Annotated in this window: 14 protein-coding genes; 9 read left to right on the top strand and 5 right to left on the bottom strand. The window is 72.4% G+C overall.

Annotated elements, in window-relative coordinates:
• From RKD05_RS15250 to RKD05_RS15230, 5 genes are all read left to right on the top strand, one after another.
• Window positions 1–1,188: a PucR family transcriptional regulator gene (locus tag RKD05_RS15250; protein ID WP_036329550.1), complete on the top strand. Its 1,188-nt coding sequence runs from the start codon at window positions 1–3 to the stop codon at window positions 1,186–1,188.
• An 82-nt stretch (window positions 1,189–1,270) separates the two neighbouring features.
• Window positions 1,271–2,191: an ACP S-malonyltransferase gene (locus tag RKD05_RS15245; RefSeq protein ID WP_424711168.1), complete on the top strand. Its 921-nt coding sequence runs from the start codon at window positions 1,271–1,273 to the stop codon at window positions 2,189–2,191.
• Entirely contained in the window at window positions 2,188–3,192 is a 1,005-nt protein-coding gene (locus RKD05_RS15240; protein ID WP_424711166.1) for a beta-ketoacyl-ACP synthase III, read from the top strand. Before RKD05_RS15245 ends, RKD05_RS15240 begins: the two co-directional genes overlap by 4 nt.
• A 74-nt stretch (window positions 3,193–3,266) precedes the next feature.
• Window positions 3,267–3,515 (top strand): acyl carrier protein, encoded by a 249-nt coding sequence (locus tag RKD05_RS15235; protein ID WP_022880558.1) that lies wholly within the window; start codon window positions 3,267–3,269, stop codon window positions 3,513–3,515.
• Between the two features lie 65 nt (window positions 3,516–3,580).
• Window positions 3,581–4,819: a beta-ketoacyl-[acyl-carrier-protein] synthase family protein gene (locus tag RKD05_RS15230; protein WP_424711164.1), complete on the top strand. Its 1,239-nt coding sequence runs from the start codon at window positions 3,581–3,583 to the stop codon at window positions 4,817–4,819.
• A 157-nt stretch (window positions 4,820–4,976) separates the two neighbouring features.
• Here the strand turns inward: RKD05_RS15230 and RKD05_RS15225 are convergent, their stop codons facing one another.
• From RKD05_RS15225 to RKD05_RS15215, 3 genes are all read right to left on the bottom strand, one after another.
• Window positions 4,977–5,480, bottom strand: a complete 504-nt coding sequence (locus RKD05_RS15225) for a DUF3145 domain-containing protein (RefSeq protein ID WP_424711163.1) — start codon at window positions 5,478–5,480, stop codon at window positions 4,977–4,979.
• Between the two features lie 121 nt (window positions 5,481–5,601).
• A complete protein-coding gene (locus tag RKD05_RS15220; RefSeq protein ID WP_424711161.1) occupies window positions 5,602–6,579 on the bottom strand; it encodes a hypothetical protein in 978 nt (325 codons plus the stop codon).
• A 63-nt stretch (window positions 6,580–6,642) separates the two neighbouring features.
• A complete protein-coding gene (locus RKD05_RS15215) occupies window positions 6,643–7,218 on the bottom strand; it encodes a hypothetical protein (RefSeq protein WP_424711160.1) in 576 nt (191 codons plus the stop codon).
• A gap of 147 nt (window positions 7,219–7,365) precedes the next feature.
• Here RKD05_RS15215 and RKD05_RS15210 point away from each other — a divergent pair, with 147 nt between their 5' ends.
• Both RKD05_RS15210 and RKD05_RS15205 read left to right on the top strand, forming a co-directional pair.
• Window positions 7,366–8,040 (top strand): response regulator transcription factor, encoded by a 675-nt coding sequence (locus RKD05_RS15210; RefSeq protein WP_424711158.1) that lies wholly within the window; start codon window positions 7,366–7,368, stop codon window positions 8,038–8,040.
• A complete protein-coding gene (locus RKD05_RS15205) occupies window positions 8,037–9,503 on the top strand; it encodes a HAMP domain-containing sensor histidine kinase (RefSeq protein WP_424711156.1) in 1,467 nt (488 codons plus the stop codon). Before RKD05_RS15210 ends, RKD05_RS15205 begins: the two co-directional genes overlap by 4 nt.
• Here RKD05_RS15205 and RKD05_RS15200 read toward each other — a convergent pair.
• Window positions 9,449–9,799, bottom strand: coding sequence for an ATP-dependent DNA ligase (locus tag RKD05_RS15200; protein WP_424711154.1), 351 nt, complete (start codon window positions 9,797–9,799; stop codon window positions 9,449–9,451). The genes RKD05_RS15205 and RKD05_RS15200 overlap by 55 nt on opposite strands.
• Before the next feature lie 276 nt (window positions 9,800–10,075).
• On the opposite strand from RKD05_RS15200, the gene RKD05_RS15195 reads away from it, so the two are divergent.
• Both RKD05_RS15195 and RKD05_RS15190 read left to right on the top strand, forming a co-directional pair.
• On the top strand, window positions 10,076–11,464 hold the full coding sequence (locus RKD05_RS15195; protein WP_424711153.1) for a hemolysin family protein: 1,389 nt from the start codon (window positions 10,076–10,078) through the stop codon (window positions 11,462–11,464).
• Entirely contained in the window at window positions 11,461–12,468 is a 1,008-nt protein-coding gene (locus RKD05_RS15190) for a CNNM domain-containing protein (protein WP_424711152.1), read from the top strand. The genes RKD05_RS15195 and RKD05_RS15190 overlap by 4 nt, the downstream gene beginning before the upstream one ends.
• Before the next feature lie 11 nt (window positions 12,469–12,479).
• Here RKD05_RS15190 and RKD05_RS15185 read toward each other — a convergent pair whose 3' ends face one another.
• Window positions 12,480–13,346: a zinc-ribbon domain-containing protein gene (locus RKD05_RS15185; protein WP_424711150.1), complete on the bottom strand. Its 867-nt coding sequence runs from the start codon at window positions 13,344–13,346 to the stop codon at window positions 12,480–12,482.
• Window positions 13,347–13,373: the final 27 nt, after the last annotated feature.

Below are 13,373 nucleotides of genomic sequence, written 5' to 3'. Positions count from 1 at the left end.
CTGGCGTGGCTGCGCCGGATCTCGGGCGACCTCGCGACCGCGACGATCCAGCGGCTCGAAGAGACGCTGCCCTGGTACGCCGAGATGCCGCCGGCCCGCCGCTCCGCGGTCGGGCTGGTGGCACAGGCGGGCATCACCTCGTTCCTGCAGTGGTTCGAGGAACCTGCCTCCACTCCCGCCATCGCGGCCGACATCTTCGCCGCGGCTCCGCGCGAGCTGCTGCGGAGCGTGAGCCTCACCCAGACGCTGCAGCTCGTCCGCGTCACCGTCGAGGTGATGGAGGAGCGCGTCGCGGGCCGCAGCGAACGCGTGCGCGAGGCAATGCTGTCGTACTCCCGCGAGGTCGCTTTCGCCGCCGCGGACGTCTACGCCCGCGCCGCCGAGGCGCGCGGCCTGTGGGATGCGCGGCTCGAAGCCCTCGTCGTGGACTCGATCCTCACCGGTGAGGCCGACGACGAACTCCCCAGCCGTATCGCCGCCCTCGGGTGGCACGGCCACGGCGAGGTCGCGGTGCTCGTGGGCACGACTCCCCCGCAGCTCGACGTCGACCACGTTCGCCGCACCTCGCGCAAGCTCGGCGTCGACGTGCTCATCGGTGTGCAGGGCTCGCGGCTGGTGCTCGTCGTGGGTCGCGCGGATCTCCCGGTCCGCGGCCGCGAGGACACCACCGAGCTGCCGTTCACCGAGATCGCGAAGCGCCTCGAGCCGAGCTTCGGTTCCGGCCACCTCGTCCTCGGCCCGGCCGTGGCCGCCCTCGTCGACGCCGGGCAGAGCGCCCGCGCCGCCCTCGCCGGGTTCGCCGTCGCGCGCGCCTGGCGGCACGCCCCGCGCCCGGTCGAGGCCGACGACCTGCTCCCCGAGCGGGCCCTCGCGGGCGACGCGGTGGCCAAGCAGACGCTCGTCGAGCGCGTGTACCGCCCGCTCCACGCGCACAGCGCCGACCTCGTCGCGACGCTCTGGAGCTACCTCGACAACGGCCGCTCCCTCGAAGCGACGGCGCGCGAGCTGTACGTCCACCCCAACACGGTGCGGTACCGCTTGAAGCGCGTGTCCGAAGTGATCGGGTGGGATGCCACCGGCCCCCGCGAGGCGCTGATCTTGCAGACTGCGCTGATCCTCGGATCGATCGGAACGGATGCCACGCGCCGACGCGGAACGGGTGTGCGGCGGACCACACTCCCCCGCTGATGCACGGCGCGCACAAAGACACGCCGATTTTCTGTGCCGATATCTCCAGAACGGCCCGCCGGATCCTTGGCAGGATGGGACGGTGATCATCGCCGTCTTCCCCGGGCAGGGTTCCCAGACCCCCGGGTTCCTCTCGCCATGGCTCGAGATCGACGGGGCGCGTGAGCGTCTGGCCGAGGCTTCCGAGCACGCCGGCGTCGACCTCCTCGCCGCCGGCACCGAATGGGATGCCGACCGGATCCGCGACACGAGCGTCGCGCAGCCGCTGATCGTGGCCGCGAGCCTGCTGTCGTGGGGCGTCCTGCGCGACCGCGCCGGTCAGGGCGCCGACGGCGTCGCCGGCCACTCGGTCGGCGAGTTCGCCGCGCTGGCGGCATCCGGTGTCCTGTCCGAGGCGGACGCGCTGCGTCTCGTCGGGATCCGCGGCCGCGCGATGGCCGAGGCCGCCGCGACGGTCGAGACCGGCATGAGCGCCGTCGTCGGCGGCGACGAGCAGACCGTGCTCGACCGGCTCGCCGAGCTCGGCCTGACGCCCGCCAACTACAACGGCGGCGGTCAGATCGTCGCGGCCGGTGAAACGTCGGCCCTCGCCGAACTCGCGGCGGAGGCGCCGCGCGGCTCGCGCGTCATTCCGCTGCAGGTGGCCGGTGCCTTCCACACGCGCTTCATGGAGCCCGCCGTCGAGACCCTCCGCGCCGCCGCGGCCGACGTCACGGCCTCCGCGCCGCAGACGACGCTCTGGACCAACTCGGACGGTTCCGTCGTCGAGGACGGCCGCCGCGCCGTCGACCTCGTCGTCTCGCAGGTCGCCTCCCCCGTGCGCTGGGACCGCAACATGGCGTCCTTCGCCGAGCACGGCGTGACCGGCATCATCGAACTCGCGCCCGCCGGCGCCCTCACGGGCCTGGCCAAGCGCGCCCTGCGCGGCACCCCGACCGTGGCAGTCAAGACCCCGGACGACCTCGACGCGGCCGTCGCACTCCTGAAGGGAGAGCAGGCATGAGCACTCCCGTCCTCCGTCAGCTCCAGGGCCCCGCCCACACCCGCATCTACTCGTACGGCGCCGCGCGCGGCGAGAACTTCGTCCCCAACGACGACCTCGTCGGCCCGATCGACTCCAGCGACGAGTGGATCCGTCAGCGCACCGGCATCGTCACGCGCGTCCGCGCCAACAAGGAGACGGATGCCATCGACCTCGCCGCCGCCGCCGCGGCAGAGGCCGTCGAGAAGTCCGGTGTCGCCCCGAGCGACATCGACGCCGTGATCGTCGCCACGATCAGCAACCCCAAGCAGACGCCGTCGGCCTCGGCGATCGTCGCCGACCGCATCGGCGCCAACCCCGCCGCCGCGTACGACGTGAACGCGGCCTGCGCGGGCTTCGCGTACGGCGTCGCGCAGGCGGACGCCCTCATCCGCGGCGGTCTCGCGACGCACGTCGTGGTCGTGGGCGCCGAGAAGCTCAGCGACGTCGTCGACCCGACCGACCGCAGCATCTCGTTCCTGCTCGGCGACGGCGCGGGCGCCGTGGTCGTCGGCCCGAGCGAGACTCCGGGCATCGGCCCCACGATCTGGGGCTCCGACGGCTCGAAGGCCGACGCGGTCGGCATGAACCACACGCTGACCGAGTTCCGCGACGGCGTGGCCCCGTGGCCCACGCTCCGCCAGGAAGGACCCACCGTATTCCGGTGGGCCGTCTGGGAGATGGTCAAGGTCGCCCGACAGGCCATCGAGGCCGCCGGCATCCAGCCCTCCGACCTGGCGGCGTTCGTGCCGCACCAGGCCAACATGCGCATCATCGACGAGTTCGCGAAGCAGCTGGGACTGCCCGAGACCGTCGTGATCGGCCGCGACATCGAGACCACCGGGAACACCTCGGCGGCGTCGATCCCGCTGGCCACCCACCGACTGCTCGAGGAGCACCCCGAGCTCAGCGGCGGCCTCGCTCTGCAGATCGGCTTCGGCGCCGGTCTGGTGTTCGGCGCGCAGGTCGTCGTGCTTCCCTGACGCGTGAGCGTCGAACCCTAGACTGATCGGGGCCCGGACGACTCCCCGGGCCGCCCCCAACAACAGGAGAAATCATGGCATTCACCAACGACGAGGTTCTCGCCGGCCTGGCCGAACTCATCACCGACGAGACCGGCATCTCGGCCGACGAGGTCGCGCTGGAGAAGTCCTTCACGGACGACCTCGACATCGACTCGATCTCGATGATGACGATCGTCGTCAACGCCGAGGAGAAGTTCGGCGTCACCATCCCCGACGACGAGGTCAAGAACCTCAAGACCGTCGGCGACGCTGTCACGTTCATCACGTCGAACCAGTCCTGACCCTCCCGGTGGGGGCCACGGCCCCCACCGGTCACGACCCCACCGGCCGCACCAAGGATCACACCATGAGCACATCCCGCATCGTCGTCACCGGTATCGGTGCCACCTCGCCCATCGGTGGCACGGCACCCGAGAGCTGGGACGCCCTGCTGTCCGGTGCGTCCGGCGCGCGCACCCTCGAGCACGAATGGGTCGAGCAGTACCAGCTGCCCGTCACGTTCGCCGCAGAGGCGCTCGTGCGGCCCGAAACCGTGCTCGAGCGCCCCGTCGCCAAGCGCCTCGACCCGTCCTCGCAGCTCGCGATGGTCGCGGCGAAGGAAGCGTGGGAGGACGCGGGCAGCCCCGACATCGACCCGGACCGCCTCGGCGTCGACTTCGCCACCGGCATCGGCGGCGTATGGACGCTCCTGGATGCCTGGGACACCCTGCGCGAGAAGGGCCCGCGCCGCGTCATGCCGATGACGGTGCCGATGCTCATGCCCAACGCCGCGGCCGGCAACCTGTCGCTGCACTTCAACGCCCGCGCGTTCGCGCGCACCGTCGCGTCGGCGTGCGCGTCGAGCACCGAGTCGATCGTCAACGCCGTGCAGCACATCCGCGACGGCCTGGCCGACGTTGTGATCGCCGGTGGCACCGAGTCGGCGATCCACCCGATCACCATCGCGTCGTTCGCCTCGATGCAGGCGCTCTCCAAGCGCAACGACTCCCCCGAGACCGCGTCGCGTCCCGGCAGCATCGACCGCGACGGTTTCGTCATGGGCGAGGGCGCCGGCGTGCTGATCCTCGAGACCGAGGAGCACGCGAAGGCGCGCGGCGCAAAGATCTACGCCACGATCGTGGGCGGCGGCGTCACGGCCGACTCGTACCACATCACCGCGAACGACCCCGAGGGTCGCGGCGCTGCGCGCGCCGTGCGCATGGCGCTCGAGATGGCGGGAGCGTCGCCCGACGACGTCACCCACATCAACGCCCACGCCACCTCGACCCCCGTCGGCGACCCGAACGAGTACCAGGCGCTGCGCGCGGTGTTCGGCGCCCGCGTCGACGAGATCCCGGTGTCGGCGACGAAGGCATCCACGGGTCACCTCCTCGGTGGCACCGGCGCCCTCGAAGCGATCTTCACGGTGCTGGCGCTGAAGAACCGCGTCGCGCCGCCCACGATCAACCTCACCGAGCAGGACCCCGAGGTGCCGTTCGCGATCTCGGGCTCGCCGGTCGAGCTCGGGTCGGGCGACCAGCTGGCCATCAGCAACTCGTTCGGCTTCGGCGGCCACAACGCCGTCGTCGCCATCGCCTCCGTCTGATCGCTGATCCTTCACAAGCCGAACGCCCCCGGCATCCCCCGACTGCGGCGGGGATGACGGGGGCGTTCGGTTCGTCGTCGGGCGGGAGATACGCGGTCCCGGTGCCGGGAAGCGGTCACCGGCCTCCGGTAGTGGCGCCTCCCCCACCCGACATCTGTCAGCCGACTTTGTGCAACCAGACGATGTGCTGGTCGTCGCCGGCGTGGCGGAAGGGCTCGAGCTCCTCGTCCCAGGCGGAGCCCAGGGCGACGTCGAGCTCGCGCTGCAGTTCGAAGGGGTCTCCGGCCGCGACGTCCATCGCGTAGCGCACACGGTCCTCACCGATGACGACGTTGCCGGCCGAATCCGTCTGGGCATAGTGGATGCCGAGCCCCGGCGTGTGCATCCAGCGGCCGCCGTCGCTGCGGGGCGTGGGATCCTCGCTCACCTCGAAGCGGAGGTGCTCCCAGCCGCGGATGGCGCTCGCGAGGGCGGCGCCGGTTCCGACCGGGCCCTCCCAGTAGAACTCGGCCCGACGGCTGCCCGCGAGCACCGGCTGGTCGGACCAGTCGAAGTTGACCGCACGGCCGAGGGCGCGTCCCGCCGCCCACTCCAGGTGGGGGCACAACGCGCGCGGCGCCGAGTGGATGAGGATCACTCCGCGCGAAGACGTGGTCGCCATGGTCTCTCCTTCGTCAGGTACGTCTTCCCCTACGACCTGCGCGAGAGCGGTGGCGGCTGTTCGGTTGTCTCGGTCATTATCGCCGTTTCATAACGAAATCACAACACTGTGATTCCGCCGCTCACGAGCCGAACCAGAGCTTCCAGTAGAGAGCGAAATTGCGGTTGCCGTAGGACGAGCAGCCGTCGCCCTTATCCCATCGGGCGGCGATCGCGGCGGCGTTCGGCTGGTACGGCGTGTAGTTGTACAGCGCGGCGGTGGCGTGGTTGCGGATCTCGACGTCCGTGCCGCCGCAGGCCGGGTCGGGCGAGTACGCGATGTAGTGCGTGCCGGGCTGACGCATGAACTCCGACGCGCGGTACGCCTTGAGGTCGGTCGCTCCTTGGGCGACCTGCGCGGCGAAGCCGGCCTGCCCGGGGTCGCACGCGGCGTCGTCGGGGCACCGCGCGCCCATCGCGGCGCCGAGTGCCTCGGGCGACGGAGCACGGGCGATCCGGCCCGAGACGAGGCTCTGCTCCTTCTGCAGCGTCACGAGCAGCACCTTCGCCGAGATGCCGCACGCGCGCTGCACGCGGTCGATGATCTGCGCCGCCGTGAGGCTTCCGCCGTCGTAGGCCGCGCAGACCGTCTCCCCCGTGTCCTGCGACACGATCGCGTCGCGCGCCGGGAGATCGGCGTGCAGGACGTTGAGACACGCGTCGTTCTGGCAGACGCCGATCTGGTCGTCGAGGAAACGCTGGATCTCGTCGGCATTCATCGCGTTGCCGTCGTAGAAGGCGCCGTCGTCGATGAGGAAGCCGGGGTCGAACCCGGCGAGGTCGACCGCAGCCTTGCGCGCCGCGACGTTCCAGTCGGAGTTCCACGCGGCGACGAGGTGCACGAGCGGGACGGTCGCAGCCACGATGAGACCGACGACGACGGCGGCGAGGATGCCGACGGTCCAGCGTCGCCGGCGGAGTTGGCGGACGCGGGCGGGGCTGCGCTTCGGGCGTCGGCCTGCGGGTCGGGCGGGGGTGCGTCCGACGGGTCGCGCGGTGGTTCGCGCGCGCGGCTTCGACGGAGGCGTGGCGCGGGGGCCTCGGTTCCCGCGCGTCGCCATGCAACGATCGTGCCGCACCGCGCTGACCGCGTGCTGGACGCGGTCGGCGCGGCGCGGCGGAGTTCAGCTCCCGTTCGTCGCGGGCGGCGTGGCGCCGGGCGTGGGGGCCTGGCCGGGGGTGGGGGCCTGGCCGGGCGTCGGCGGCGTGGGGGCCGTGCCGTCGGCGGGCGGGCTCGGCGGGGTCGGGGCGCTGCCGTCGGCGGGAGGGGCGGGCGGGGTGTGTCCGTCCGCGCCCGGAGCGCCGGGGCCGCCGGGCCCAGCCGGTGCGCCACCGGGGCCGCACTCCCCCGGCTTCGGTCCGTTCCCGGGCGCGGCCGGAGCCGTGCCGTCGGCCGGAGGCGTGGGCGCGGTGCCGTCGGCCGGGGGCGTCGGCGCACCCGTCGGCGCGCCGGTCGGCGCTGCGGTGGGGGCGGTCGCGCCGGGACCCGTCGCGCCGCCGTCGGCGCTCGGAGCGTTCGTCGCGGCCGCGACCGTGCTGCTGGACTGAGCCGCGAGCGCGGCGGTGCCTCCGGTGAGGCCGAGCGCGGCCACCACCGCGGCGGTGATCACGACCGGGCGCACCCACGTGCGGCGGGGCGGTTCCGGGGTCGGATCCTCGTGACGGGGCAGCGGCAGGGTGGGGTTGTCGTCGTCGGACATGGCTTCCTCTCGGGCCGGCGAGTCTCGTCGGCGTCTGCTCATCAGCCTCGGAACCGGAACTGAAGCCGACCTGAAGCGGCCACGACCGGGGCGAATCCCCATCGTTCGCATAAGCGGCATCCAGTGTCCGCCCGTATCGTCGGCCGGATGTCCGCCCCCGCCCGCGTTCTCGTGCTCGACGACGACGAGACGATCCGCCTCGCCGTCGTGCTCGCGCTGCGCGCCGACGGCTTCGTCGCCGAGGGGGCGCCCGACGGCACCGATCTCACTGAGCGCCTGGACCGGTTCCGCCCCGACCTCGTGGTGCTGGACTGGATGATGCCCGGGCCGAGTGGCATCCGATTGCTCCCCGTCGTGCGCGCCGCGGGCGACACCGCCGTGATCATGCTGACCGCGCGCGACGAGGTCGACGATCGGCTCCGTGGATTCGCCGAGGGCGCGGACGACTACGTCGTGAAGCCGTTCACGATGGCCGAGCTCGTGGCGCGTGCCGGTGCGGTGCTCCGGCGACGGGGACGGCTGCCGCAGACGGTCGCGGTGGGTGATCTCGTCGTGGATGCCGATGCCGCCACGGCGCATCGGGCGGGAGCGCTGCTCGACCTCACGGCGACCGAGTTCCGTCTGCTGCGTCTGCTCGTCGAGAGCCGCGGAAGGACGCTGTCGAAGACGCAGATCCTCACGCAGGTGTGGGGGTACGAGGACTACGACGTCAATCTCGTCGAGGTGCACGTGAGCGCGCTGCGCCGCAAGATGGAGGCCCACGGCGAGCGTCTCGTCCACACCGTGCGCGGGCTCGGCTACCGCCTGAGCGAGCGCGCATGAGCGCCCTGCGGTCCGGGTCGCTCCGGCGACGCACGATCGTGTCCGTGCTGGCGCTCGTCGCGCTGTTGCTCGTCGTGCTCGCGGTGATCGTCGATGTGGCGCTCGGCGCGCGGCTCCGCGGGCAGATCGAGGACCGGCTGCGCGATCGCACCGCCGCGACCGCGTCGCTCGTGGGGATCGTGGATGCCGAGGATCTCGCCGACCGGCTCTCGGCACAGGGCCTGTCGGTGCGCATCGACGAGGCCGGCGGCGGGTCGGTCGTCGCGGGCCCGAGTCCCGAGCAGTTGCGCGGGAGTCCGGCGGGACCGCCCGGGGGTCCGCGGGGCGGCGAGGCCCCGGCGACGCCCGCGCCGGGAGCCGTGACCGTCACCGCCTCGGAACTCGGTGGTGACGCCGATCTCGTGACCCTGCGTTCGACGCTGAGCGACGGATCGACGCTCACGCTCACGGCCTCCGCCGCCGGGGTCGGCGAGACGCTCGGGCAGGTGCGCTGGATCATGGCCGGCGCGTCCATCGCCGTTCTGCTGCTCGCTGCGGGCGCGGTCGTGCTGGTGGTGCGCCGCACCCTGCGGCCGCTCGACGAGGTGTCGGACGTCGCGCGGGCGATCGGCGCCGGGGAACGCGACCGACGCCTCCGTCCCACGCACCCCGACACCGAGATCGGGCGGGTGGCGACGGCGCTCGACGACATGCTCGACGACGTCGTCGGCGCCGAAGTCGCCGCGCGGGCCGCCGAGGAACGGCTGCGGGCCTTCCTCTCGGATGCCGCACACGAACTGCGGACGCCGGTCGCCGGCATCCGGGCCGCCGCCGATACCCTCGTGCGCGCCGACCTCGACGGTCCCGAGCGCGAGATGCTCGCCGGGCACGTCGTGCGGGAGGCGACCCGCGCGTCGCGTCTCGTGGACGATCTGCTGCTCATGGCGCGCGTCGACCGCGGGTTGGAGCTCGCGCTCGCTCCGGCGGATCTGCGCGAGATCGTCGACGCGGAGGCGGCGCGGGCACGCCTGGTGCATCCCGGCCTGACCCTCAACACCGAGATCCCGGATGCCGCTGTCCCGGTGTCGGTCGACCGCGACCGCATCGCGCAGGTGCTGTCGAACCTCGTCGAGAACGCCGCGCGCATCACCGGCGGCCACGGGCGTGTGGTGCTCGGCATCCATTCGTCGGGCGCCGACGTCGAGGTGCGCGTGAGCGACGATGGGCCGGGCGTCGCCGCGGACGATCGGGAGCGGATCTTCGATCGGCTCGTGCGGCTCGACGCCGCGCGCGCGGGGTCCGGCGGCGTCGGGCTCGGGCTCCCGATCGCGCGCGGGATCGCCCGCGCGCACGGCGGCGATGTGCAGTGCCTGCCCGCGGGGAGCGGAGCGGTGTTCGCGCTCCGTCTCCCGCGGTCAGCGGCTCCGATTCAGCGCACGGGGCGTGCCGCGCGCGCGGGCGTCGGTCGCGCCGGCGTCGTCTGAGCAGAGGCGACGCCCGACCCCGTCAGCGTGAGGCCGTCGGCACCGCTGGCGTCGTGCATCATCTGGTCGACGAGTTCGCGATCGATCGACGGTTCGCGGCCGCCGTAGAACTGCAGCACGAGGGCGTTCGAGGCGTGGATCCACAGGCTCGCCTGGCGCACCCCCTCGTTCACGGGCACCTGGAGCATGAAGCCCTCGTTCCGGCGCAGCTTGTTCATGATCACGATGCGCAGATGCGCGAGCAGACGATCGTCGATGTCGAACGTCGCACGGTCGCGGTAGATGAGGCGTCCCACGGCTGGTCCTTTTCTGGCGCGCCGAAGCGTACCTGTCGTGCAAGGGCGGGACCACGCCGGGAAGCGAGGCAATGCGGGGATACCCATTCTGCCATTCCGAAACGGCTCCCGGCCGCGTTCCCGGCCGCTACGGCGGTTTCCCAGCGACGCCGGATATCGTGCTCGTCACCGCATCGACGACCCACGAGAGAGAACCCCCGTGAGCCATCCCCGCACCTCCCCCGATCAGGAGGGCCGATCTCCGAGCCCCCTCGTTTCGAGAGGGGGTGAGATCCGATGCTGGCTGCTGTCCTGACGCTGCTCCTCGGCGTCATCGTGACGCTGGCGATCATCGCGGCGTGCGGCTTCTTCGTCGCGCAGGAGTTCGCGTACATGTCCGTCGACCGCGCGAAGCTCGCCGCGCGCGCCGAGAAGGGCGACGTACAGGCGAAGCGCGTGCTCGCGATCACGCAGCGGACGTCGTTCATGCTGTCGGGCGCGCAACTGGGCATCACTGTCACGGGCCTGCTCATCGGGTACGTGGCCGAGCCGCTCATCGGCGCCTCGATCGGGACGCTGCTCGGCGGCGCCGGGATCGACGCCGGCATCTCGATCGCGATCGGGACCGTGGCGGCCCTGCTGCTCGCCACCGTCGTGACCATGATCTTCGGCGAGCTGTACCCGAAGAACCTCGCGATCGCGAACCCCGAGCCGCTCGCCCGCGCGCTCGCGGTGCCCACCCGCATCTACCTGCTCGCGTTCGGCTGGCTCATCACCGTGTTCGACGTCGCCGCCAACGCGCTGCTGCGCCTCGTGCGCATCGAGCCGTTGGAGGACGTCGACGAGAGCGCGACCGCCCGCGACCTCGAGGCGATCGTCGAGGAGTCGCGCGCGAGCGGCGACCTGCCGGACGACCTGTCGATGATCATCGACCGCATCCTCGACTTCCCGCAGCGCGACGTCGAGCACGCCATGATCCCGCGCTCCCGCGTCGACTCGGTTCACCCCGACACCACGGTCGGTGAGGTGCGGGCGCTCATGGCGACCGGCCACACGCGGTACCCGGTGATCGGCGACGAGGACTCCCCCGTCGGCGTCGTCGAGCTCATCGACGTCCTCCGGCTCGCCCCGGATGCCGACGACCTCGTGGCATCCGTCATGCGCCCGGCGGTCGTGCTGCCGACGTCGATGCTGCTGCCCGTCGCCCTCGACCGCATGCGGCGCAGCCGCAACGAACTCGCGTGCGTGGTCGACGAGTACGGCAACTTCGATGGCATCCTGACAATCGAGGATCTCACCGAGGAGGTCATCGGCGAGCTGTCCGACGAGCACGACGTCGAGATCGACGAGGTCACGCCGGTCGGTGACGCCGCGTGGACGGTGCCGGGCGACCTGCACCTCGACGAGCTCGAGCGCCTCATCGGCCTCGACCTCGCCGACGGCGACGTCGAGACCGCGGCCGGACTCGTGATCGACGCGCACGGTGATCTGCCCGGCGTCGGCACGGTGGTCCGTGTCGCCCTGCCCGAGCGCGCGGCCGAGGTCGTGCAGGGTTTCGACGTGGAGCGCTGGCTCGAGATCGAGGTCACCGAGGTGGACCGCCACGTTCCCTCGCAGCTCGTCGTGCGTCTGCGTGAGAGTGACCGTTCCGCTGCGCTCGCATCCGACGAGGAGGTGGCCCGATGAGCTGGTGGGTCGTGACCCTCATCACCGCGGCGCTGATCGTCGCGAGCGCGTTCTTCGTGATCGTCGAGTTCGCGCTGCTCGCCGCCCGTCGCCACCGCCTCGAGGCAGAGGCCGCGACGAGCGCCTCGGCCCGCGCGGCCCTGCGGGGCGTCAACGAGCTGACGGTCATGCTCGCGTTCGCACAGCTCGGGATTACGGCGTGCACTTTCCTGCTCGGCGCGATCACGAAGCCGGCGATCGACTACGCCCTCGCGCCCGTGCTGGCGCAGTGGGGGCTGCCCGCGGTGCTCGCCGACGTCCTCGCGTTCCTCCTGGCGCTGATCGTCGTGACGTTCCTGCACCTCGTCATCGGCGAGATGGCACCGAAGTCGTGGGCGATCGCGCACCCCGAGACCGCGGCGAAAGCGACGGGCATCCTGGCTCGCGCCCTCACGTGGCCGCTGCGACCGTTCCTGCTGTGGATCAACCGCATCGCGAACCGCCTCGTCCGCGCGTCCGGCGTCGAGCCGGTGGACAAGGCGGCGGCGGGCGGCCAGGACGCCGACACGATCCGCGAGCTCGTCGCGCACTCGCGCCGCGCGGGGACCCTCGACGAGCAGTACTCCGCGCCGATCGCGCAGGCGATCGAGCTCGGCACGCTCACGGTCGGCGACATCGTCCGCACCGACCGGACTCCCACGGCCGTCCCCGCGGATGCCACGGCGGCCGACGTGCAGGCCGCGGCTGCGGCATCCACGCACCTCCGGATCCTCGTCGGAACCGGTGCCGCGGCGCGGGTCGCGCACGTCCGCGACACGCTCGAGGTGGCTCCCTCGACGCCGGCGGCGGCCATCGCGCGCGATCCGCTCGTGCTCGGACCGGATGCCTCGGCGTACGACGCGCTCGCGCGCATGCGCCGCGGTCGCGTGCAGTTGGCCACGGTGGTGGACGGCGATCGGTTGCTCGGCGTCGTGACGCTGGACGACCTGCTGAAGGAGATCCTGCCGGGCGTGGGCGCGGCCTGAGTCGGCGCCCGTCATCGCGCGTACGCATCCACGAGGAGCGGACCCCGGATGCCGCGCAGCGTCTCGACCAGCCGGTCGAGCGCCGCGCGGTTCCAGGCCGCCAGCTGCAGGTCGTGGGGTCCGAGGGGCTCGAGCTTGCCGGTGCGCAGGCGCACGACCTCCCAGCCGACCGCGCGGAGGGCCCGATCCTTCCGCCGATCGGCCTGTTCGCGTCGGCCGACGTGCTCGAGGCCGTGGCGTCCGATCGAGTCGTATTCGATCGCGATGCGCAGCTCGGGGAGCACGAGGTCGGGCCAGATCTCGAGGTGCTGGAAGAACGGGCGGGCGACGCGGACGGCATTGAGCCCCTCCGTGAGCGCCAGCCGCGCGAACAGGTCGGCGCGGACGCGGTCCTCCACCGCGGATGCCGGTCGCGGCGCGCACACGGAGACGAACGCCTCGCCGGGCGGGAGGTTCGGCGTCTTGTCGCACAGCGGCGGGGTCTTCTTCGGCATCCGGGCGCGCAGCACGCCTGGCTGCGGCGGCGACGGCGCGTCGACGGACTCGCGCATCGGCAGCGCCACGACGCGGGTCGGGGCGGCGAGCTCGCTGCACTCCGGGCACCACGCGCTGCGGCGCCGCTCGCGGCCGGGACGGAGCCGCTGCTCGGTGGGCGTCGCGGCGAACCGATGGCCGGAGTCGCACTGCCACAGCAGCAGCACGTCCGCCGCGGGTGGGACCTGGCTCAGCGCGATACCCGCGTTGAGGTCGGGGTGATACTGCCGGATCAGGGCGGGAAACGCCGCCCACGCCTCGCGGTACGCCCCGACCGCATAGGGCACGTCGGCGCCCTTCGACCACTGTCGCCGGGCCCACCACGCTTCGACTCGCTCCGCCACGCGAGAACGCTAAACGCGACCTCCGAC

Origin of the sequence: Microbacterium sp. SLBN-111 (assembly GCF_049739645.1) — a bacterium.
Lineage (GTDB): Bacteria > Actinomycetota > Actinomycetes > Actinomycetales > Microbacteriaceae > Microbacterium.
This window is presented reverse-complemented; position numbering and strand designations above follow the sequence as displayed.

Coding starts and splice junctions, on each gene's coding strand:
- RKD05_RS15240 (WP_424711166.1), top strand. CDS start 2,188: ATGAGCACTCCCGTCCTCCGTCAGCTCCAGGGCCCCGCCCACACCCGC.
- RKD05_RS15235 (WP_022880558.1), top strand. CDS start 3,267: ATGGCATTCACCAACGACGAGGTTCTCGCCGGCCTGGCCGAACTCATC.
- RKD05_RS15230 (WP_424711164.1), top strand. CDS start 3,581: ATGAGCACATCCCGCATCGTCGTCACCGGTATCGGTGCCACCTCGCCC.
- RKD05_RS15225 (WP_424711163.1), bottom strand. CDS start 5,480: ATGGCGACCACGTCTTCGCGCGGAGTGATCCTCATCCACTCGGCGCCG.
- RKD05_RS15220 (WP_424711161.1), bottom strand. CDS start 6,579: ATGGCGACGCGCGGGAACCGAGGCCCCCGCGCCACGCCTCCGTCGAAG.
- RKD05_RS15215 (WP_424711160.1), bottom strand. CDS start 7,218: ATGTCCGACGACGACAACCCCACCCTGCCGCTGCCCCGTCACGAGGAT.
- RKD05_RS15210 (WP_424711158.1), top strand. CDS start 7,366: ATGTCCGCCCCCGCCCGCGTTCTCGTGCTCGACGACGACGAGACGATC.
- RKD05_RS15205 (WP_424711156.1), top strand. CDS start 8,037: ATGAGCGCCCTGCGGTCCGGGTCGCTCCGGCGACGCACGATCGTGTCC.
- RKD05_RS15195 (WP_424711153.1), top strand. CDS start 10,076: ATGCTGGCTGCTGTCCTGACGCTGCTCCTCGGCGTCATCGTGACGCTG.
- RKD05_RS15190 (WP_424711152.1), top strand. CDS start 11,461: ATGAGCTGGTGGGTCGTGACCCTCATCACCGCGGCGCTGATCGTCGCG.